A 19302-nucleotide genomic window follows, 5' to 3' on the forward strand; every position below is an offset into this window, starting at 1 on the left:
GAAAAGTCCTGATGTGTTCGTTATCCGCCCTGAAGTTTTGACCGAACATATCTACTTCGGGAGCCCGGGGTTTCCAGACTGCGCAAATGCCTCTCTTATGTGGACTTGCAATGCCTGGGACAGTGCACCCACCTGCTTTGCATAGAGCGGGTTCAAAACGAAGGATTAAAGTTAACGGCACGCTTGGGACTTTTCGCTACATAGTACATTCACTCCACGCTAAATGCGTGGAGTTTTTTCATGTATAATTGATTATTATTCCTATGAATATACTTGTATTTAGCATTAGGTATGATATATTGTTAATCGGGTAAAGTGTTAAAAGATTTACTGATGAAAATCAGGTGATTTGGAGTGAGATAAATGCTTCATCAATTTTCAAGAAACGAACTCGCCATTGGTCAAGTGGGGCTTGAACGAATGAAGAACAGCACCGTTGCCGTTCTGGGTATCGGCGGCGTAGGATCTTTCGCCGCTGAAGCACTGGCCAGATCAGGCGTTGGAAGGCTTGTGATTGTTGATAAGGATGATGTTGACATCACCAATGTGAACCGCCAACTTATCGCACTTTTATCAACGGTCGGCAGGCCAAAGGTTGAAGTGATGGAAGAACGGATAAGGGACATTAATCCCTACTGTGAAGTGATTGCCATGAAAATGTTTTATACAGAAGAGACATACGAAGAGTTCTTCAGCCAAGGGCTTGATTTTGTTGTGGATGCGTCCGATACAATTTCTTATAAGATCCATTTGGCAAAAGAATGCCTCAAACGCGGCATTCCTATCATTTCCAGCATGGGTGCCGCTAATAAAATGGATCCGACACGCTTTCAAATTGCTGATATCTCGAAGACACATACAGATCCATTGGCTAAAGTAATCAGGACTCGGCTTCGGAAGGAAGGAATCCACAAAGGCCTGCCTGTTGTTTTTTCTGATGAAAGCCCAATCGTGATCAGGGAAGATGTGCGCAAGGTTGTCGGCAAAGATGACGCAGTAATCAGGAAAGCGAAAATGCCTCCATCCTCGAATGCTTTTGTCCCATCCGCCTGCGGGCTGATTATGGCGAGCTATGTAGTAAGACAACTGCTTGAGGGAATAAAGATCAAGCGGGCAAATGAGAAAGATTGAATAAAAGCAGAAGCCCTTCTTCATTGCATTCAATAAAGAAGGGCTTCTTTTTGCATGATGGAGAAGGAAAGTTATTTTCTGGGTCCCATGATCTTTTCATAAATGGCTGCAAGTGCCTGCTCGAATTTTCCCGTTTTTTTCGGGTGGTAATAGACTTTGTTTTTCAACTTGTCAGGAAGATATTGCTGCTTCACCCAGCCTCCTTCAAAATCGTGAGGATACTGATAGCCGATCCCGCGCCCGAGCTCTTTTGCCCCTTTATAGTGACCATCCCGCAAATGGTCTGGGACATCTCCGCTTTTCCCAGCCCTGATATCAGCCAGAGCTGAATCTATTGCCAGATAGGCGGTGTTAGATTTAGGCGATAAGCATAGTTCAATTACAGCATTGGCTAGTGGGATTCTCGCTTCCGGGAAGCCCAGCCGTTCCGCTGCTTGTATGGCTGCGAGTGTTCTGGCGCCTGCCTGCGGATTTGCGAGCCCGATATCCTCATAGGCAATGACCACAAGCCTTCTGCCTATGCTGACAAGGTCGCCGGCTTCAATCAGCCTACCAAGATAATGGAGGGCTGCATTCGTGTCGCTCCCTCGGATTGATTTTTGGAACGCAGACAGGACATCATAATGTGCATCTCCGTCCTTATCATGCACGAGACTCTTTTTCTGCATGGATTCCTCTGCTGCCTGCAGGCTGATCCTGATGATTCCTTCATCAGAAGGCGCGGTAGACAAAACAGCAAGTTCCAGAGAGTTAAGGGAGCTTCTTACATCTCCTCCGGATGCTTGGGCAAAATAATCCAGTGCTTCTGCATCTATTTCGGCATTATACTTTCCGAGCCCTCTTTCCCGGTCTGCCAGTGCCCTGTTCAAGGCAATCTTAATATCAGCAGGTTCGAGCGGCTTCAATTCGAATATTTGGGCCCGGCTTCGAATGGCGGGATTGATGGCGTGGTAAGGGTTGCTTGTTGTTGCTCCAATCAGGGTGATCATTCCATTCTCAAGATAGGGAAGAAGAAAATCCTGTTTAGCTTTGTCAAGTCTGTGTACCTCGTCAAGAAGGAGGATCACTTTACCTGACATTTTTGCTTCTGCTGCAACGATTTCCATGTCTTTCTTATTGTTCGTGACTGCATTCAGTGTCCTGAAGGCATAGTTTGTGCTGCCGGCAATCGCACTCGCAATCGATGTTTTACCGATCCCTGGCGGCCCGTACAGTATCATGGATGAAAGCTGCCGGGCATTTACCATGCGGCGGATGATTTTCCCTTCCCCAACGAGATGTTTCTGGCCGATCACTTCATCTATCGTTCTGGGCCTCATTCTAAAAGCAAGAGGCTTTTCACTCATGGTCATCTCTCCCAATAAAAACTGCGCTAATGAATTAAATTTAACATAATAGGAAGCCTGGGCAAATGTATACGTACCGAAATCTGTGCTATAATGGCTAAAGCCAACCTATAGACTAAGGATTTGTAAATGAGTGTATGAAAGGTGCTGTTTTTCACTAAAGGGGATCCGCTTGTTTGGGCATTTGTGAAAAAGAGACGAATAGAGGTGCTGTACAATGAAAATTTCGACGAAAGGCCGTTATGGCCTTACAATCATGATTGAACTTGCTAAACGATACGGAGATGGACCTGTTTCGCTTAAATCGATTGCTGTGACGAATGGCCTGTCCGAGCATTATCTCGAGCAGCTTGTCGCACCCCTGAGAAACGCAGGTCTTGTCAGGAGCATCCGTGGTGCCTATGGCGGATATCTTCTTGGAGACAAACCGTCAAATATTACTGCGGGAGATATCATCCGGGTGTTGGAAGGTCCCATCAGTCCTGTAGAAGGGATAGAAGATGAAGAGCCCGCAAAGCGGGAATTGTGGATCAGGATTCGGGATGCCGTTAAAGAGGTCCTGGACAACACGACTATAGAAGACCTTGCCAATCATTCAGATGATGGCGGGAATTCTGATGCTTATATGTTTTATATCTAATTTTAAACTCACAAAGAAGGTGTCATTTTGGATAGAATGTATCTAGACCATGCTGCCACGACCCCAATCCACCCCGAGGTTGCCAAGACGATGGTGAATGTGATGGAATCAATGTTTGGCAACCCATCAAGCATTCATTCCTTTGGCAGAGAGACAAGGGGTATTCTTGACAGCGCAAGGGAAACTCTTGCCGCAAACATCGGAGCCAAACCGAACAGCATTATTTTTACAAGCGGCGGAACGGAAGCGGACAACCTCGCATTAATTGGATATGCGGAAAGCAGCCGTGACAAGGGTCTTCATATCATCACCACGTCAATCGAGCATCATGCTGTCCTCCATAGCTGCGAAGAGCTTGAGAAACGGGGATTCGAAGTGACGTACCTTGGTGTGGACAAGCAAGGACTTATCTTACTTGACGAATTGAAAAAAGCGCTTCGGGATGACACCATTCTTGTCTCCGTCATGTACGGAAACAACGAAGTCGGTACTCTGCAGCCCATCATGGAAATAGGAGAACTGCTTTCAGGCCATCAGGCGGCACTCCATACCGATGCTGTACAGGCATACGGGGTAGAGGAATTGAATGTTGACGACCTTCGGGTCGACATGATGTCAGTATCCGCGCATAAAATCAACGGTCCTAAAGGAATAGGTTTCTTATATGTCCGGAATGGCATCAAGCTTGCGCAAAGGGCTTTTGGCGGGGATCAGGAACGCAAGCGGCGGGCAGGAACCGAAAATGTCCCAGCCATCGCAGGATTTGAGAAAGCTGTCCAAATATCCGCCGAAACCCAAAAGACGAGACGAGAAGAGTACAAACAGTATAAAGAAGCCTTCATGAATGTGTTGGACAGTTTTGATATTCATTATGAACAGAACGGTTTACTTGATCTATCACTTCCGCATATTCTAAACTTAAGCTTTCCGGGAACAAATGTTGAGGCTCTGCTTGTGAATCTTGATCTTGCAGGTATCGCAGCATCAAGCGGTTCGGCATGTACGGCAGGCTCCATTGAACCCTCGCATGTCCTTGTGGCCATGTTCGGCGAGGGCTCGGACAGGCTGGCTAATGCTGTCAGGTTCAGTTTTGGATTGAACAACAGCTTGGAACAAATAAAGAAAGCCGCTGAGGAAACAGCGGCAATTGTCCTCAGGCTGACAAGCCGTTAATGGACAGGAAAAGAAATGAGCAAGTGAGGTGAGAACATAATGATGGATAAATCTCCAAAAGATACAAGAGTGGTTGTCGGGATGTCTGGCGGTGTGGATTCTTCCGTTGCTGCGCTTCTTTTGAAGCAGCAGGGCTACGATGTCATCGGGATTTTTATGAAAAACTGGGATGATACCGATGAAAATGGCGTCTGCACAGCAACAGAGGATTATAACGATGTCATCCGTGTCTGCAACCAGATTGGGATTCCATATTATGCAGTCAATTTTGAAAAACAATATTGGGACAAAGTATTTACTTATTTCCTTGAAGAATATAAAGCGGGCAGGACGCCAAACCCTGATGTTATGTGCAATAAGGAAATCAAGTTCAAAGCTTTCCTCGAGCACGCGGTGAATCTAGGCGCCGATTATTTGGCAACAGGCCATTATGCGCGAGTCGAGTACTTGGACGGGGAGCATAAAATGCTCCGGGGCCTAGATGATAATAAGGATCAGACGTATTTCCTGAACCAGCTGACACAGTCGCAGCTCAGTAAGGTCATGTTCCCAATCGGCAATCTCGAAAAATCGCTTGTGCGCGAACTTGCAAAAGAAGCGGGCCTTGCGACGGCAACAAAAAAAGACAGCACGGGGATTTGCTTTATTGGAGAACGTAATTTTAAAGGGTTCCTTGGCAGCTTTCTTCCTGCACAGCCTGGGGAAATGCAGACACTAGACGGAGAAGTCAAAGGAAAGCATGACGGGCTCATGTATTATACGATTGGTCAAAGACACGGCCTTGGGATTGGGGGTTCTGGCGATCCGTGGTTTGTGGTTGGAAAAGACCTGGAGAAGAATGTCCTTTATGTAGGTCAGGGCTTTCACAATGAATTCCTCTACTCCGACAGCATCCTTGCCGAGGATATTAGCTGGACCTCAGACATGCAGAAGCAGGAGGCTTTTGACTGCACTGCGAAATTCCGTTACCGTCAGGCTGATAACGAGGTAAGTGTCGAATTGCTGGGAAATGGGAAGGCGAAAGTCGTTTTCAAAAAGCCAATCAGAGCTGTAACGCCTGGACAGGCTGTTGTATTTTATGATGGTGAAGAGTGCCTGGGCGGCGGAACAATTGACGAAGTGTTTAGTAAGGGAGAAAAGCTGACGTATGTTGGCTGATCATATGGACCCCGGCTCAAACTGAGCCGGGGTTCGTTTATCGAGGGAAGCGGGTGCCCGCTCCCGTTGATTTATGCTATACTTCCATTGAATGGAGCGTGTGTGGAAAATGGACAAAAATGCAAAAGGAATACAATATATGCAAGAGGGCAAATGGGAAGAAGCAGCGGGGCTTTTTATGGAAGCCATTGAAGAAAATCCGCTTGATACGGTTGCCTATATTAATTTTGGTAATGTACTTTCCGCCGTTGGAGAAACAGAAAAAGCATTGAAGTTTTACGATAAAGCCATTGACCTAGACAAAGGAGCAGGAGCAGCCTATTACAGCAAGGGGAACCTGTTCTATGAGCTTGAGCGGTTTGAAGAAGCAAAGGCAATGTTTGAACATGCTATGAAAAATGGTCTGCAGTCGGGTGATAACTTTTTTATGCTTGGAATGACCTTACTTCAGCTTGATCAGGGGAAGCTCGCAATCCCTTACTTTCAGAGGAGCACGGAACTGCTTGAAGAAGACGCTGAGGCACGATTTCAGTACGGACTCGTCCTGGCAAGAGAGCAGTACATAGATGAAGCAGTCAAACAGCTTGAGAAGTGTATTGCCATTGATCCTTCCCACGCTGATGCCTTATACAATTTAGGCGTTGCTTACGGATTCAAGGAAAATGCAGAAAAAGCACTCGAAATGTTTGAACAGGCCCTCGATGTACAACCTGACCATTTGCTGGCGGCGCATGGCAAAAAATTGATTCAAGAATCGATGGGCTAATCTAAAAATAAGGCTGGACTGGGGGGATTCTGATGGAAGAGCAGCCTGCGATTGACTTGTTTTCCGAACAGGATAAATATATCAAGGGTAAACACCTTGTCACAATATTTCACAATGAACAAAATCTTTATACTGTCCTCAGAATCCGCGTCGAGGATACAAATGAAACCTATGACGAAAAAGAAGCGGTTATTACAGGCTATTTTCCCCGGGTCCATGAGCAGGAAACGTATGTCTTTTTTGGAGAACTGAAGGAGCATCCGAAATTTGGAGCACAGTTCGCCGCTACACATTACAGGAAGGATATGCCTCAATCACGGCAAGGAATAATTGGATACCTTTCAAGTGACTTGTTCAAGGGCATCGGAAAAAAAACAGCGGAGAGCATTGTGGACGAGCTTGGGGAGAGGGCCATCAGCAGAATCATGGAAAATCCGTCCATCCTTGACAGTGTACCAAGACTTGCTCCCGAGAAAGCAAAATTGCTGTATGATACGCTGATGGAGCATCAAGGGCTCGAGCAAGTGATGGTTGCTTTGAACCAATATGGCTTTGGTCCGCAAATTTCCATGAGGATTTACCAGGCGTATAAGGAACGGGCGATCGAAACCATCAAAAACAATCCGTATCAACTTGTTGAGGATATAGAAGGAATCGGTTTTGGACGGGCAGATGAACTTGGCAGGCAGCTTGGGATTGTTGGAAGCCATCCTGACAGGATCAAAGCTGCCTGCCTGTATACCCTTGAAGGTTCCAGTCAGCAGTCGGGCCATGTCTTTGTGGAGGCTGAAGTTTTGCTTGAGGAAGTAAAGAAGCTTCTTGAAGACAGCCAGTCGCCCGAGATTGAATTTAATGCCATATCAGAAGAAATCATCAAGCTTGGTGAGGAAAAGAAAATCGTGGTAGAGGACAGAAAGATTTACTTGCCTTCGCTATATTACTCTGAAAAAGGGCTTGTTTCCAATATCGGCAGGATCCTTGAACAAAAGGATTATGAGGATCAGTTTCCCGAGTCGGAATTTCTGCTTGCGCTTGGCCGCCTGGAAGAGAGGCTCGGGGTACAGTATGCACCGTCTCAGAAGGAAGCGATCCAGACTGCGCTGATGTCGCCGATGATGATTTTGACTGGCGGGCCTGGGACGGGAAAAACCACTGTCATAAAAGGAATTGTCGAACTATATGCCGAGCTGCATGGATGTTCTCTGGATCCTAATGACTACCGGAAGGAAGAACCATTTCCGTTCTTGCTTGCTGCTCCCACAGGAAGGGCGGCAAAGAGGATGGCAGAATCCACCGGGCTCCCAGCTGTCACAATACACCGGCTGCTCCGTTGGAATGGCTCCGAAGGTTTTGACCAGAATGAAGACCAGCCACTCGAAGGAAAGCTTTTAATCGTTGACGAGAGTTCAATGGTCGATATATGGCTCGCACATCAGCTGTTTAAAGCTTTGCCGGAAAACATCCAGGTCATCCTTGTTGGCGATGAGGATCAGCTCCCCTCTGTTGGTCCCGGCCAAGTGCTGAAGGATATGCTTGATTCAAACCGGATTCTAACTGTCAGGCTGACAGATATATACCGCCAGGCGGAGGGTTCTTCTATCATTGAGCTTGCCCACCATATGAAAAGCGGGGAAGTTCCTAAAGACTTGACAGCACAGCAGGCTGACAGGTCTTTCATACGTTGTACGTCGGGACAAATCTCCGAGGTAGTAGAACAAGTAGTTAAGAATGCGAAGAAGAAGGGCTACACAGCGAAAAGCATCCAGGTGCTTGCGCCTATGTACAGAGGGCCTGCAGGGATTGACCGTCTCAATTTGCTGCTGCAGGAAATTTTCAACCCTAATCCTGATGGAAGCAGAAAAGAAATGGCTTTTGGAGATGTGAAGTACAGAGTGGGCGATAAAGTGCTACAGCTTGTGAACCAGCCTGAGGCCAATGTATTCAATGGGGATATGGGTGAGGTTGTCGCAATTTTTTACGCAAAAGAAAACACGGAGAAACAGGACCAGATCATCGTTTCCTATGAGGGGAACGAAGTAACATATCTGCGGCAGGATCTCTCGCAAATCACCCATGCCTATTGCTGTTCTGTACATAAATCACAGGGAAGCGAATTTCCCATTGTGATTTTGCCTGTAGTTAAAAGCTATTACAGAATGTTGCGGCGAAACCTACTCTATACGGCCATCACCAGAAGCAAGCAGTTTTTGATCCTTTGCGGGGAAGAGGACGCTTTCAGGCTTGGAATCAATCGTGCAGATGATTTGAAACGGAATACAACCCTAGTCCAAAAGCTCGGGGAAGCGATTCCAGATCAGCTTGGTGCCGAGGTCAAAGCAGGTGAGGAAGCAGAAAGAGAATCACTGCAAATTGCTGATTTATCAGAACTTCCGCAAGATAATGACGACTATTCAAGCATGTTATTGAAGGCTGACCCGATGATTGGTATGGAAAACCTTACTCCTTATGATTTCATGGAGGATGGCGGAAACTAATCCTGTTCGGAAAGGTGGGAGTCATCTTGCGGACATTTTCCGTGCTGAAAGGCTTGCCGGTTTTAGAAGCCGGTACAGGGGGAAAATTGGGGACGGTATCAGATTTGGTTCTTTCGGATGACGGCAGGGTGAAAAGGCTTATTGTAAGGAGAGGTAATCTTTTCAAGCCAAGCGCTTCTGTCGAAATAGCGAGCATCATTGCTGTTAATTCCGACAATTTGGTGGTTGAACAATCATCATTGCGTGAGGAAAGCAAGAATTCAGGTGAGTATACACTGGAGCATCACGACAGCTTGTTAGGGCGGATGTTTGTAACGGAAGACGGCCGTGAGCTCGGTCTTCTTGATGATGTATATTTCCATGAAGAAGTGGGCACGATTGTAGGGTACGAATTAACGGATGGCTTTTTTTCGGATATATCGGAAGGAAAGCGACTGGTTAAACCAGCCGGCCCCCCTGCAATCGAAAAGGACGCCATCATTGTTAACGTAGACAAGTAAGTCTTGAACAAAGAGGTGTCCTTTTATGTTAACGTGCCCAAATTGCCGCAGTAAAGACATCGGTAAAATTGGAATTAATCAGTATTACTGCTGGAATTGCTTCATTGAATTATCCTTGGAAAATGGTATTATTCACACCCATCAAGTGGAAGAGGACGGAAGCATCAGTTCCCTTGATGATCTGTTTGATGAAGAACAGCGCCAATTCGGAGGATAAAGATTCTCTTGGCGGAAACAAGTAAGAGGTGAAATGACATGAATAAAATGTTCACCACCGTGCTTGCATTTGGAGCCGGAATGGCTGTGTCAACCCTTGTAGGGAAAACCAATTTGCCAAACAAGCGTCAGATGAAGAGGATGAAAAAAAGAATATCCAAAGCTTTTTTTTGAATTTCAAGCCTTTGCTGAAAAAGCAAGGGCTTTTTTATCGGTAAATTGCCAAACTCTACCTGTATAGAATTTTTCGTCTGTAAAAAAATAGGTACAGGAGGCGAAACATATTGGATATCCGGATGAAATGGTTTTATCGGCTTGGATTTCTTCTCCTGTTATTTGCAGTTATTTATACTTTTCTTAAAATACGGCAAGTATGGATTCCGGCAGCCGAGATGATCGGCTCGTTGATCGTCCCTTTTTTTGTTGGGGCATTCATCACCTACCTACTGCATCCTGTCGTTGATTTTCTTCACCAAAAAGGACTGCATCGAGGGATTGCTGTCTTCATCATTTATACACTCTTTTTCAGCTTTACGGGTTATGGAATCTACAAGGGTATTCCGCTGTTCATTTCCCAGCTGGAGGATCTTTCTGAAAACGCACCAATTTTCGCGGCTCAATACAGGGAGTGGATTGAGAGTATAGAGCACCAGACTTCAAGCTGGCCGGGAGGTGTGCATGAAAGAATTGATGAATTTATCGCAGCGCTCGAGAATTCACTCGACAACATCCTTGGGAGAATAATCAGTATATTGCTAAGTCTGATGAATTCAATCGTGAGTCTTGCGGTGATTCCTTTTATTGCTTTTTACATGCTGAAGGATCATGACCAGATCAAAAAAGCAGCATGGTATATGTCACCGAAATCCTGGCGTGAACCCGGTCAGCAGTTTTTGCGGGATGTAGACCTTTCACTGGGGAGGTATATCCGCGGGCAGCTCCTTGTCTGCCTCGCAATTGGAACCATTTCGGCACTTCTTTTTTCTATTGCCGGAATGCCTTATGCCGTGCTTCTTGGGGTGATTGTTGGCATTACTAACGTCATCCCTTATTTTGGACCCGTTATCGGCGCCATACCTGCAGTGATCATAGCTGCAACCATTTCCATCAAATTAATGCTGACCTGTGCGATTATTGTCTTCACCCTGCAGTTCATCGAAGGAAATATCCTTTCTCCCCTCATAGTTGGAAAGAGCATCCATATGCATCCCTTGATTATCATGTTTGCTCTGCTTGCTGGCGGACAGGCTGGAGGAATTGCCGGGATGGTACTCGCTGTACCGATTGTCGTCATTCTGAGGGCGGCAATCGTCCACGCACGGGACCATCTTGTTGCAGCGAAAAGAAAGCAAGCTACTTAAAAAAGAAATTTGACAAATGGATGTGCGCTTTATATAATTCGGCTATACGATATCAAAAACTAACATGTTGAAGGATCGAGTATGCTGCAGACCGCTGAAAAGAGAGGAATTCCCACGGCTGAAAGGGATTTCCGGTGAAGGGCAGCAGAAGGCTAATCCCGAGTGCAGTCAAAACCTGCCGTGAAGCCGCGTTAAGGCGATTTGAGAGATGGATGCAGCTGTTTGGCATTCATAATCAGGGTGGTACCGCGAGATTAGCTCTCGTCCCTGTCCAGGGATGGGGGCTTTTTTGTTTGCTTTTAAAAGGAATTATATTCCAATTTAATCCTGAACCAATCTTAAACTTATAAGGAGGCGTTAAAATGAAACAGCTCACAGGCTCGGAAATTAGAAGGATGTTTCTCGATTTTTTCAAGGAAAAAGGACATGCGGTGGAGCCAAGCGCTTCGCTTGTTCCCCATGAAGATCCTTCCTTGCTTTGGATTAACAGTGGGGTTGCAACGCTGAAGAAGTATTTTGACGGCAGGGTGATCCCGGCAAACCCACGGATTACCAATGCACAAAAATCGATTCGCACAAATGACATTGAAAACGTTGGAAACACTGCGAGACATCATACATTTTTTGAAATGCTCGGAAACTTCTCGATTGGCGACTACTTCAAGACTGAAGCGATCGAGTGGGCATGGGAGTTTCTCACTGATGAGAAGTGGATCGGCTTTGAAAAAGAAAAATTGTCCGTTACCATTCACCCGGAAGATGATGAGGCTTTTGAAATCTGGAATAAAAAAATGGGCGTTCCTGAAGAGAGAATCATCCGCCTGGAGGGGAACTTCTGGGATATAGGGGAAGGGCCAAGTGGTCCAAACACCGAAATTTTCTATGATCGCGGTCCGGCATACGGAGACGACCCGGAAGACAGTGAATTGTATCCTGGCGGTGAAAATGACCGTTATCTCGAAGTATGGAACCTTGTTTTTTCAGAGTTTAACCATAATCCTGACGGTACATATACTCCGCTGCCAAAGAAAAACATCGATACAGGAATGGGTCTTGAGCGGATGGCTTCAGTTGTCCAAAATGTGCCAACCAACTTCGATACAGACCTGTTCATGCCAATCATCAGAGAAACGGAACAAATTTCTGATGAGAAATATGGAGTTTCCAAAGAAAAAGATACGGCATTCAAAGTCATTGCGGACCATATAAGGACAGTATCTTTTGCTGTGGCTGATGGCGCTCTCCCTTCAAATGAAGGCCGTGGCTATGTCCTTCGCCGACTGCTCCGTCGCGCAGTTCGCTACGCAAAAAAACTTGGCATCAACAGGCCTTTCATGCATGAGCTTGTGCCAGTGGTTGCCGGTATCATGGATGATTTCTACCCTGAGGTAAAAGACAAGGAAGAATTTGTTCAAAAAGTTATTAAAAATGAAGAAGATCGATTCCATGAAACGCTTAACGAAGGACTTGCGATTCTGGGTGACCTGATCAAGGAGCAAAAGGAAAAAGGAAGCGATACGATCAGGGGAGAAGATATTTTCCGCTTGTATGATACCTACGGTTTCCCGGTGGAACTGACGGAAGAATATGTGCAGGAGGAAGGCCTGAAAGCCGACCATGCCGGATTTGAAGCCGAGATGGAAAGACAGCGGGACAGGGCCCGATCTGCACGCCAGGATGTCGGATCGATGGTGGTACAGGGCGGAATTCTTGGCGATATCAAGACAGAGAGTAAATTTGTTGGCTATGACAGGCTGGAAGCAGAAAGCACGCTAGTTGCCATTATCAAGGGAGGCGAGCTTGCTGAGGAAGCAAGCGGAGGAGAAGTATTCCAGTTCATCCTTGATGTAACTCCTTTTTATGCTGAAAGTGGCGGCCAGATTGCCGATGCAGGGACGCTTACCGCAGAGGGCGTAACAGTTTTAGTAAAAGATGTGCAAAAGGCGCCAAACGGGCAGAATCTCCACAATGCAGTCGTTCAATCGGGGACAATCCGGTCAGGACAGGCTGTTACTTCAATAGTGGACGCTGTTAACAGGGGAAGAGTCATCAAGAATCACACAGCGACTCATTTACTTCACCAAGCGCTAAAAGATGTGCTTGGAACACACGTTAACCAAGCAGGTTCTCTTGTACAGGCTGACAGGCTTAGGTTCGACTTCTCCCATTTTGGCCAAGTGACACAGGAAGAACTCGAGAAAATTGAGACAATCGTGAATGAGAAAATCTGGCAGGGGATGAAAGTTCAAACAGACCTGAAGCCAATTAATGAAGCTAAGGCAATGGGTGCAATGGCGCTGTTTGGAGAGAAATACGGCGATGTTGTCCGTGTTGTCCAAGTTGGCGACTATAGCCTAGAACTATGCGGAGGATGCCATGTGCCAAACACTTCCGTGATCGGCTTGTTCAAAATTGTATCGGAAGCAGGGATTGGAGCCGGAACGCGAAGAATAGAAGCGGTTACGGGCGAATCTGCTTACCATGTGCTGAATGATCATATTACGATTCTGAAAACAGCTGCTGCAAAATTAAAGACTGCTCCAAAAGATGTCGCTGGCCGAGTGGAAGCTCTTCTCGGCGAAAACAGACAGCTTCAGCGTGAAAATGAATCGCTTTCTGCAAAACTGGGAAATATTGAAGCAGGGAGCCTTGCTTCAAGGGTCAAGGATATAAATGGCGTACCGCTGCTGGCTGCCCGTGTCCAGGCTGCAGACATGAATAGTCTCAGGAATATTGCGGATGATTTGAAACAAAAGATTGGGTCTGCAGTTATTTTGCTCGGAAGTGCTGATGGAAGCAAAGTGAACCTTATTGCTGCTGTTACAAAAGATCTGATAGACAAAGGTTATCATGCCGGCAAGCTCGTCAAAGAAGCAGCATCCATTTGCGGAGGTGGAGGCGGAGGCCGTCCGGATATGGCCCAGGCAGGCGGGAAAGAGCCTGAAAAGCTGGAAAGTGCCCTTCAATTTGCTGAAGAATGGATCAAATCCATTTGATATAAAGCAGAAGTAGTGTAAAATGTAGGTAATTGCTTTCCAAGCCTACGAATAAAGCGAGGTGCATTTTATGAGCTCTTTCGATAAAACAATGAAATTTAATTTTCCAGAAGAGCCTTTCGAACATGATGTGGATGATGTATTGTTCCAAGTGTACGAAGCGCTCAAGGAAAAAGGGTACAACCCTATCAACCAGATTGTCGGATATTTGCTGTCGGGAGATCCGGCGTACATTCCGCGCCACCGGGATGCCCGCAATATCATCAGGAAACTGGAACGCGATGAAATCATTGAAGAATTGGTGAAATCGTACCTGAAACAGCAGCGAGAGGGCCAATAATGCGGACACTTGGTTTGGATGTGGGAACAAAGACAGTTGGTGTTGCAGTAAGCGATGAGCTTGGCTGGACAGCACAAGGTTTGAAGACCCTGAAAATCAATGAGGATAAAAATGAGTTTGGATTTTCGGAATTAGGGTCTATAATAAAAGAGTACAGTGTGGGCAAAATTGTTGTAGGGCTTCCCAAAAATATGAATGGCTCAATTGGACCAAGAGGACAAGCCTGCCAGAAGTATGGGGCGGAGCTTGGGGAAATGTATGATCTTCCTGTCATTCTTTGGGACGAGCGTCTTACCACAATGGCGGCTGAAAGGTTGCTGATTGAGGCCGATGTCAGCCGCAGCAAACGCAAGAAAGTGATAGATAAGATGGCTGCAGTCATGATCCTTCAAGGTTATCTTGACAGCCAATCCTAATGAGGTGAAAATTATGGAACATGGTGAAAACAACATTACAGTAGTAGACGAAAACGGAAACGAGCAGCTTTGCGAGGTCCTTTTCACATTTGATTCCGAGGAGTTCGGAAAATCCTATGTCCTTTATTACCCAATCGGTGCAGAGGAAGAAGACGAAGAAGATATTGAAATTCATGCTTCTTCATTTGTTCCGACTGAGGACGGGCAAGATGGAGAATTGACTCCAATTGAAACAGATGAAGAGTGGGACATGATTGAGGAAATGCTTGAAACTTTCCTTGCTGATCAGGATGAGGAATAAATAGCAATTCATCCGGGGCAACCTGGGTAACAAAAAGCCGGGCTAAAATCCCGGCTTTTTTGTGCTGTTTTTTTTGCAGTATTTTATCCATTCTTGTCTGTTTATTTTATTTATGGGAGTGTTTTTTCGATAAATTTTTTATTCCTGGAGGTAAAATATAGTATAATGGTTCGAGAATTAACAGTTGGACTATAAGGGAAGCCCGGAGGGGAAAATATGCCTGAAGACAGGAATAAAGAGAACAGTCCGGACAAGCCGGACAAAAAACAATACATATACGATAAATTGGAAGAACAGCATAGCGAGGCAAAAGTTGTCCGAAAAGCAGTTTCCATTGCTGCATTAGGCCTTGGTTTACTTGTTGTAATTGCAGTTCTGGGTGGTTTTATTTATGTGAACAATGCTTTGGACCCTGTAGACAGTGACAGTAAAAAGACTGTTAAAGTTGAAATCCCGATTGGCTCATCAGTAAACGGAATTGGCCAGATCCTTGAAGATAAAGGGGTTATACGTGATGCCCGAATCTTTAAGTACTATGTAAAGTTCAAGAATGAATCCGGATTTATGGCTGGGAAGTACAAGATGAAGCCATCGATGACACTTCCTGAAGTTGTTAAAGGGCTTAAAACCGGGAGCGTGATGCAGGAAGAAACCATGAGGATCACAATCCCTGAAGGAAAACAGCTCTCACAGATAGCGGGGATTATCGGGGAGAAAACAGGGCAGGATCCCGCAGCGGTCCTTCAAAAGCTGAATGATAAAAAGTTTGTCAAATCAATGATGGATAAATACCCTGAACTTCTTACAGAAGAAATTCTCGATCAGAAAGTGAAAAATCCATTGGAAGGTTATCTGTTCCCTGCAACCTATCCTTTTTATACAGAGAAACCTGCGTTTGAAGAAATGGTTATGGTCATGCTGGACAAAACAGACGAAACTTTGGCGAAATATCGGGAACAGGCTTCTGCTCAGAAGATGACGACCCACAAACTCCTTACAATGGCATCACTCATTGAAGAGGAAGCAACTGAAAAAGCGGACAGAAACAAGATATCAAGTGTTTTTTATAATCGTATTAAGCAGGATATGCCGCTGCAGACAGATCCTACAGTCTTATACGCCCATGGAAAGCATAAGGACCGGGTTTACTATAAGGACCTTGAGATTGATTCACCGTATAACACGTATAAGAACAAAGGGCTCCCGCCGGGACCGATCGCAAACGCCGGGGTAATGTCCATTGAAGCGGCACTTACGCCGGATAAAACAGACTTTTTGTACTTCCTTGCAACCTCCACGGGGGACGTCATTTATACAAGGACACTAGAAGAACATAATAGCGAAAAAGCAAAGCATATTACTGGCAAAAAGTAAGGGCAGTCTGTGTGGGGAATGAGAAACAATAGCATTCCCCTTTTATTTATGTTAAAATAGTTCGAGTGTTTTTGCGAAGATTGACGAAAACAATCGGTGAGTAGCCGTGTTTTTGCGCTTGCGCTTTTTTAGAGGATAAGCTAGACGGGCGCTTGCGCTTTTTTATTTTGCTCTTGTGAGGATACTTTCCCGAATGTTTTTAGAATAAGAGGTGATGGCGGCTTGGATACGGAAAGGCTGCAGGCATATATAAGTTCGTTGATTAACAAGTCTTCAGGTCTTTTTGCGGAAATGGAAGCATTCGCTGCAGAAAATGGTGTCCCAATTATGGAACCTGCGGGAATGGAGGCATTGCTTCAAATTCTGAGGATACAGGAGCCGAAAGCGATTCTTGAGGTAGGGACAGCGATTGGATACTCGGCCTTAAGAATGGCAGAAGCTCTCCCTGCTGCACAGATTGTGACGATAGAACGGGATGAAGACCGCTGCAGGCTGGCAGCAAGCTATATAGGGAGGGCCGGCAAGGATGAGCAAGTGACACTTATTGCTGGAGACGCCCTTGAGGCAGCGGAGCAAGCGGTTAACCATGCTCCTTTTGACGCATTATTTATTGATGCCGCCAAGGGACAATATCAAAAATTCTTTGAAATTTATGAACCGCTCCTGAAACAGGGTGGGGTTGTAATGACGGATAATGTCCTATTTAAGGGACTTGTTGCAGAAACGGAAATCGAGAACAAAAGGACACGAAGGCTTGTCAATAAAATAGATGCATTTAACCGCTGGCTTGTGAGCCATCCAGGATATGATACGATTATCATTCCAGCAGGGGATGGCATTGCGGTCAGCAGAAAGAGGTGACTAGCATGAAAAAACCTGAACTGCTCGTAACGCCTGTAACTTTTGATGAGATCATTCCACTCGCAGAGGCAGGAGCTGATGCTTTTCTAATTGGAGAGCAGAAATTTGCAATCCGTCTGGCCGGTGAGTTTAACCGGGATGATATCAAAAAGGCAGTAGAACTTGCCCACTCTAGAAATAAAAAGGTTTATGTAGCAATGAACGCTATTTTCCACAATGAAAAGGTTGGATTGCTGGAGGAATATATTGCCTATATCGCAGAAACTGGAGCGGATGCAATCGTGTTTGGTGACCCTGCTGTACTGATGGCCGCCAGAAAGGCCGCTCCTTCAATGAAGCTGCATTGGAACACTGAAACAACCGGGACAAACTGGTATACATGCAACTATTGGGGAAGAAAAGGTGCCCGCCGCGCAGTACTGGCCCGCGAAATCAATATGGATGCTGTATTGGATATCAAGGAACACGCCGAGGTTGAGATTGAAGTCCAGATTCACGGAATGTCTTGCATGTTCCAGTCTAAGCGATCTCTCTTAGGTAATTATTTTGAATACCAAGGCAAAGCAATGGAAATCGAAAATCGTAAACAGCAGCGGAACATGTTCCTTCATGATAAGGAACGGAACAATAAGTATCCGATTTTTGAAGATGAGAACGGGACACATATTATGAGTCCCAACGATATTTGCATGATTGACGAGCTCATTGAAATGGTTGAGGCAGGCGTAGATTCATTCAAGATTGATGGAATCCTGAAAACGCCCGAATATATTTTGGCTGTCACGAAGTTATACCGTGAGGCCATTGACCTGGCATTTGAAGACGAGCAGAAGTATGAAGAAGAGAAAGAAAGGCTGCTGGCTTCAGCGGAAGAAATTCAGCCTGCAAACCGCCCATTTGATACAGGTTTCTTTTTCAAAGAGACGGTTTATTAAACAAAAAAAGGAGGAGTTGCAAAATGTCAGCAGTGAAAGACAATATTTCCCGGATTGTTGACGGCAAGAGGGTCATCGTGAAGAAGCCCGAATTGCTCGCACCTGCAGGGAATCTTGAGAAACTGAAGATTGCTGTGCGATATGGTGCAGACGCCGTTTTCATCGGCGGCCAGGAATACGGACTCCGCTCCAATGCAGATAACTTTACGTTTGAAGAAATGAAGGAAGGCGTAGAGTTTGCAACCCAATATGGGGCAAAGATCTATGTCACAACGAATATATTTGCCCACAATGAGAATATTGACGGGCTTGAAGAATATCTGCTTGGGCTAAAAGAGGCAGGTGTTCATGGAATCATTGTGGCAGACCCGCTCATTATTGAAACATGCCGTCGTGTAACGCCTGAGATAGAAGTGCATCTCAGCACCCAGCAATCGCTGTCCAACTGGAAGGCGGTGCAGTTCTGGAAGGAAGAAGGGCTGGAACGTGTAGTCCTTGCCCGTGAAACCGGAGCGGAAGAAATCAGGGAAATGAAGGAACAAGTCGACATTGAAATCGAGACATTCATCCATGGTGCCATGTGTATTGCCTATTCAGGCCGCTGTACACTGAGCAACCATATGACAGCGAGGGATTCCAACAGGGGCGGATGCTGCCAGTCATGCAGGTGGGACTATGATCTTTACGAGCAGGATGGAGGAAATGAAAATCCGTTGTTTGCTTCAGGTGAGAGCCCGTTTGTTATGAGCCCGAAGGATTTAAAACTCATTGAATCCATCCCAAGGATGGTGGAACTCGGAATCGACAGCCTCAAAATTGAGGGAAGGATGAAATCCATCCATTATGTAGCAACTGTAGTAAGTGTTTATCGAAAAGTAATCGATGCTTACTGTGCAGATCCCGACAATTTCAAGATCAAGCAGGAGTGGCTGGAGGAACTGGATAAATGCGCGAACCGTGAAACAGCTTCAGCCTTTTTCGAAGGGGTTCCAGGGTATAAAGAGCAAATGTTTGGAAACCATAGCAAAAAGACAGCATTCGACTTTGTCGGTATGGTACTGGACTATAATGAAGAATCAGGCATCGTGACACTGCAGCAAAGGAACCATTTCAAACCTGGTGATGAAGTTGAATTTTTCGGTCCGGAAATTGATAATTTCAAGAGTGTGATTGAAACGATTTGGGACGAGGACGGAAATGAATTAGATGCAGCGCGACACCCGCTTCAAATTGTAAAGTTCAAGCTTGGCCGCAAGGTTTACCCATACAACATGATGCGAAAGGGGATTTAGA

Annotated in this window: 19 protein-coding genes and 1 other RNA gene; 19 read left to right on the forward strand and 1 reads right to left on the reverse strand. The window is 45.7% G+C overall.

From position 1 onward, the window contains the following. The first annotated feature begins 2 nt into the window (after positions 1-2). Positions 3-194, forward strand: a non-coding RNA gene (gene ssrS, locus D1970_RS14090) — 6S RNA. Between the two features lie 169 nt (positions 195-363). Then, entirely contained in the window at positions 364-1131 is a 768-nt protein-coding gene (locus tag D1970_RS14095; RefSeq protein WP_119113516.1) for a tRNA threonylcarbamoyladenosine dehydratase, read from the forward strand. A gap of 71 nt (positions 1132-1202) precedes the next feature. On the opposite strand, the gene D1970_RS14100 is transcribed toward D1970_RS14095, so the two are convergent. Further along, on the reverse strand, positions 1203-2477 hold the full coding sequence (locus D1970_RS14100; RefSeq protein ID WP_119113517.1) for a replication-associated recombination protein A: 1275 nt from the start codon (positions 2475-2477) through the stop codon (positions 1203-1205). Between the two features lie 217 nt (positions 2478-2694). On the opposite strand from D1970_RS14100, the gene cymR reads away from it, so the two are divergent. From cymR to D1970_RS14185, 17 genes are all read left to right on the forward strand, one after another. Next, positions 2695-3117: a cysteine metabolism transcriptional regulator CymR gene (gene cymR, locus D1970_RS14105; protein WP_119113518.1), complete on the forward strand. Its 423-nt coding sequence runs from the start codon at positions 2695-2697 to the stop codon at positions 3115-3117. Positions 3118-3144: 27 nt separating this feature from the next. After that, complete coding sequence (locus D1970_RS14110; protein ID WP_119113519.1) at positions 3145-4290, forward strand: cysteine desulfurase family protein; 1146 nt, start codon at positions 3145-3147, stop codon at positions 4288-4290. Positions 4291-4332: 42 nt separating this feature from the next. After that, complete coding sequence (gene mnmA, locus D1970_RS14115; RefSeq protein ID WP_119113741.1) at positions 4333-5448, forward strand: tRNA 2-thiouridine(34) synthase MnmA; 1116 nt, start codon at positions 4333-4335, stop codon at positions 5446-5448. Positions 5449-5557: 109 nt separating this feature from the next. After that, on the forward strand, positions 5558-6214 hold the full coding sequence (locus tag D1970_RS14120) for a tetratricopeptide repeat protein (protein ID WP_119113520.1): 657 nt from the start codon (positions 5558-5560) through the stop codon (positions 6212-6214). A gap of 32 nt (positions 6215-6246) precedes the next feature. Then, a complete protein-coding gene (gene recD2 / locus D1970_RS14125; RefSeq protein ID WP_119113521.1) occupies positions 6247-8709 on the forward strand; it encodes an SF1B family DNA helicase RecD2 in 2463 nt (820 codons plus the stop codon). Positions 8710-8735: 26 nt separating this feature from the next. Further along, positions 8736-9209: a PRC-barrel domain-containing protein gene (locus D1970_RS14130; protein ID WP_119113522.1), complete on the forward strand. Its 474-nt coding sequence runs from the start codon at positions 8736-8738 to the stop codon at positions 9207-9209. A 25-nt stretch (positions 9210-9234) separates the two neighbouring features. After that, the gene (locus tag D1970_RS14135; RefSeq protein ID WP_119113523.1) at positions 9235-9426 is read left to right on the forward strand and encodes a YrzR-like zinc ribbon domain; all 192 of its coding nucleotides are present in this window, start codon (positions 9235-9237) and stop codon (positions 9424-9426) included. Positions 9427-9464: 38 nt separating this feature from the next. Next, positions 9465-9599, forward strand: a complete 135-nt coding sequence (locus D1970_RS14140) for a YrzQ family protein (protein WP_119113524.1) — start codon at positions 9465-9467, stop codon at positions 9597-9599. A 110-nt stretch (positions 9600-9709) separates the two neighbouring features. Further along, positions 9710-10786: an AI-2E family transporter gene (locus tag D1970_RS14145; RefSeq protein WP_119113525.1), complete on the forward strand. Its 1077-nt coding sequence runs from the start codon at positions 9710-9712 to the stop codon at positions 10784-10786. Between the two features lie 362 nt (positions 10787-11148). Then, positions 11149-13782, forward strand: coding sequence for an alanine--tRNA ligase (gene alaS, locus D1970_RS14150; RefSeq protein ID WP_119113526.1), 2634 nt, complete (start codon positions 11149-11151; stop codon positions 13780-13782). 70 nt (positions 13783-13852) lie between these two features. Next, complete coding sequence (locus D1970_RS14155) at positions 13853-14122, forward strand: IreB family regulatory phosphoprotein (RefSeq protein ID WP_119113527.1); 270 nt, start codon at positions 13853-13855, stop codon at positions 14120-14122. After that, the gene (gene ruvX, locus D1970_RS14160; RefSeq protein WP_119113528.1) at positions 14122-14538 is read left to right on the forward strand and encodes a Holliday junction resolvase RuvX; all 417 of its coding nucleotides are present in this window, start codon (positions 14122-14124) and stop codon (positions 14536-14538) included. The genes D1970_RS14155 and ruvX overlap by 1 nt, the downstream gene beginning before the upstream one ends. A gap of 13 nt (positions 14539-14551) precedes the next feature. Next, on the forward strand, positions 14552-14839 hold the full coding sequence (locus tag D1970_RS14165) for a DUF1292 domain-containing protein (RefSeq protein ID WP_119113529.1): 288 nt from the start codon (positions 14552-14554) through the stop codon (positions 14837-14839). A 216-nt stretch (positions 14840-15055) separates the two neighbouring features. Further along, entirely contained in the window at positions 15056-16213 is a 1158-nt protein-coding gene (gene mltG, locus D1970_RS14170) for an endolytic transglycosylase MltG (protein ID WP_119113530.1), read from the forward strand. A 222-nt stretch (positions 16214-16435) separates the two neighbouring features. Further along, complete coding sequence (locus tag D1970_RS14175) at positions 16436-17074, forward strand: O-methyltransferase (RefSeq protein WP_246369972.1); 639 nt, start codon at positions 16436-16438, stop codon at positions 17072-17074. A gap of 5 nt (positions 17075-17079) precedes the next feature. Continuing rightward, a complete protein-coding gene (locus D1970_RS14180; RefSeq protein WP_119113531.1) occupies positions 17080-18009 on the forward strand; it encodes a peptidase U32 family protein in 930 nt (309 codons plus the stop codon). A 23-nt stretch (positions 18010-18032) separates the two neighbouring features. Further along, complete coding sequence (locus D1970_RS14185) at positions 18033-19301, forward strand: peptidase U32 family protein (RefSeq protein ID WP_119113532.1); 1269 nt, start codon at positions 18033-18035, stop codon at positions 19299-19301. The last annotated feature ends 1 nt before the right edge of the window (position 19302 follow it).

The sequence above is a fragment of the Mesobacillus zeae genome (assembly GCF_003570705.1).
In the GTDB taxonomy this organism is placed as follows: domain Bacteria; phylum Bacillota; class Bacilli; order Bacillales; family Cytobacillaceae; genus Mesobacillus_C; species Mesobacillus_C zeae.

Excerpts from the sequence above, each read along its gene's own strand:
- D1970_RS14120 (WP_119113520.1), top strand. The coding sequence starts at position 5,558 with ATGGACAAAAATGCAAAAGGAATACAATATATGCAAGAGGGCAAATGG.
- cymR (WP_119113518.1), top strand. The coding sequence starts at position 2,695 with ATGAAAATTTCGACGAAAGGCCGTTATGGCCTTACAATCATGATTGAA.
- D1970_RS14185 (WP_119113532.1), top strand. The coding sequence starts at position 18,033 with ATGTCAGCAGTGAAAGACAATATTTCCCGGATTGTTGACGGCAAGAGG.
- alaS (WP_119113526.1), top strand. The coding sequence starts at position 11,149 with ATGAAACAGCTCACAGGCTCGGAAATTAGAAGGATGTTTCTCGATTTT.
- D1970_RS14095 (WP_119113516.1), top strand. The coding sequence starts at position 364 with ATGCTTCATCAATTTTCAAGAAACGAACTCGCCATTGGTCAAGTGGGG.
- mnmA (WP_119113741.1), top strand. The coding sequence starts at position 4,333 with ATGGATAAATCTCCAAAAGATACAAGAGTGGTTGTCGGGATGTCTGGC.
- D1970_RS14135 (WP_119113523.1), top strand. The coding sequence starts at position 9,235 with ATGTTAACGTGCCCAAATTGCCGCAGTAAAGACATCGGTAAAATTGGA.
- mltG (WP_119113530.1), top strand. The coding sequence starts at position 15,056 with ATGCCTGAAGACAGGAATAAAGAGAACAGTCCGGACAAGCCGGACAAA.
- D1970_RS14155 (WP_119113527.1), top strand. The coding sequence starts at position 13,853 with ATGAGCTCTTTCGATAAAACAATGAAATTTAATTTTCCAGAAGAGCCT.
- D1970_RS14165 (WP_119113529.1), top strand. The coding sequence starts at position 14,552 with ATGGAACATGGTGAAAACAACATTACAGTAGTAGACGAAAACGGAAAC.
- recD2 (WP_119113521.1), top strand. The coding sequence starts at position 6,247 with ATGGAAGAGCAGCCTGCGATTGACTTGTTTTCCGAACAGGATAAATAT.
- ruvX (WP_119113528.1), top strand. The coding sequence starts at position 14,122 with ATGCGGACACTTGGTTTGGATGTGGGAACAAAGACAGTTGGTGTTGCA.
- D1970_RS14140 (WP_119113524.1), top strand. The coding sequence starts at position 9,465 with ATGAATAAAATGTTCACCACCGTGCTTGCATTTGGAGCCGGAATGGCT.
- D1970_RS14100 (WP_119113517.1), bottom strand. The coding sequence starts at position 2,477 with ATGAGTGAAAAGCCTCTTGCTTTTAGAATGAGGCCCAGAACGATAGAT.
- D1970_RS14180 (WP_119113531.1), top strand. The coding sequence starts at position 17,080 with ATGAAAAAACCTGAACTGCTCGTAACGCCTGTAACTTTTGATGAGATC.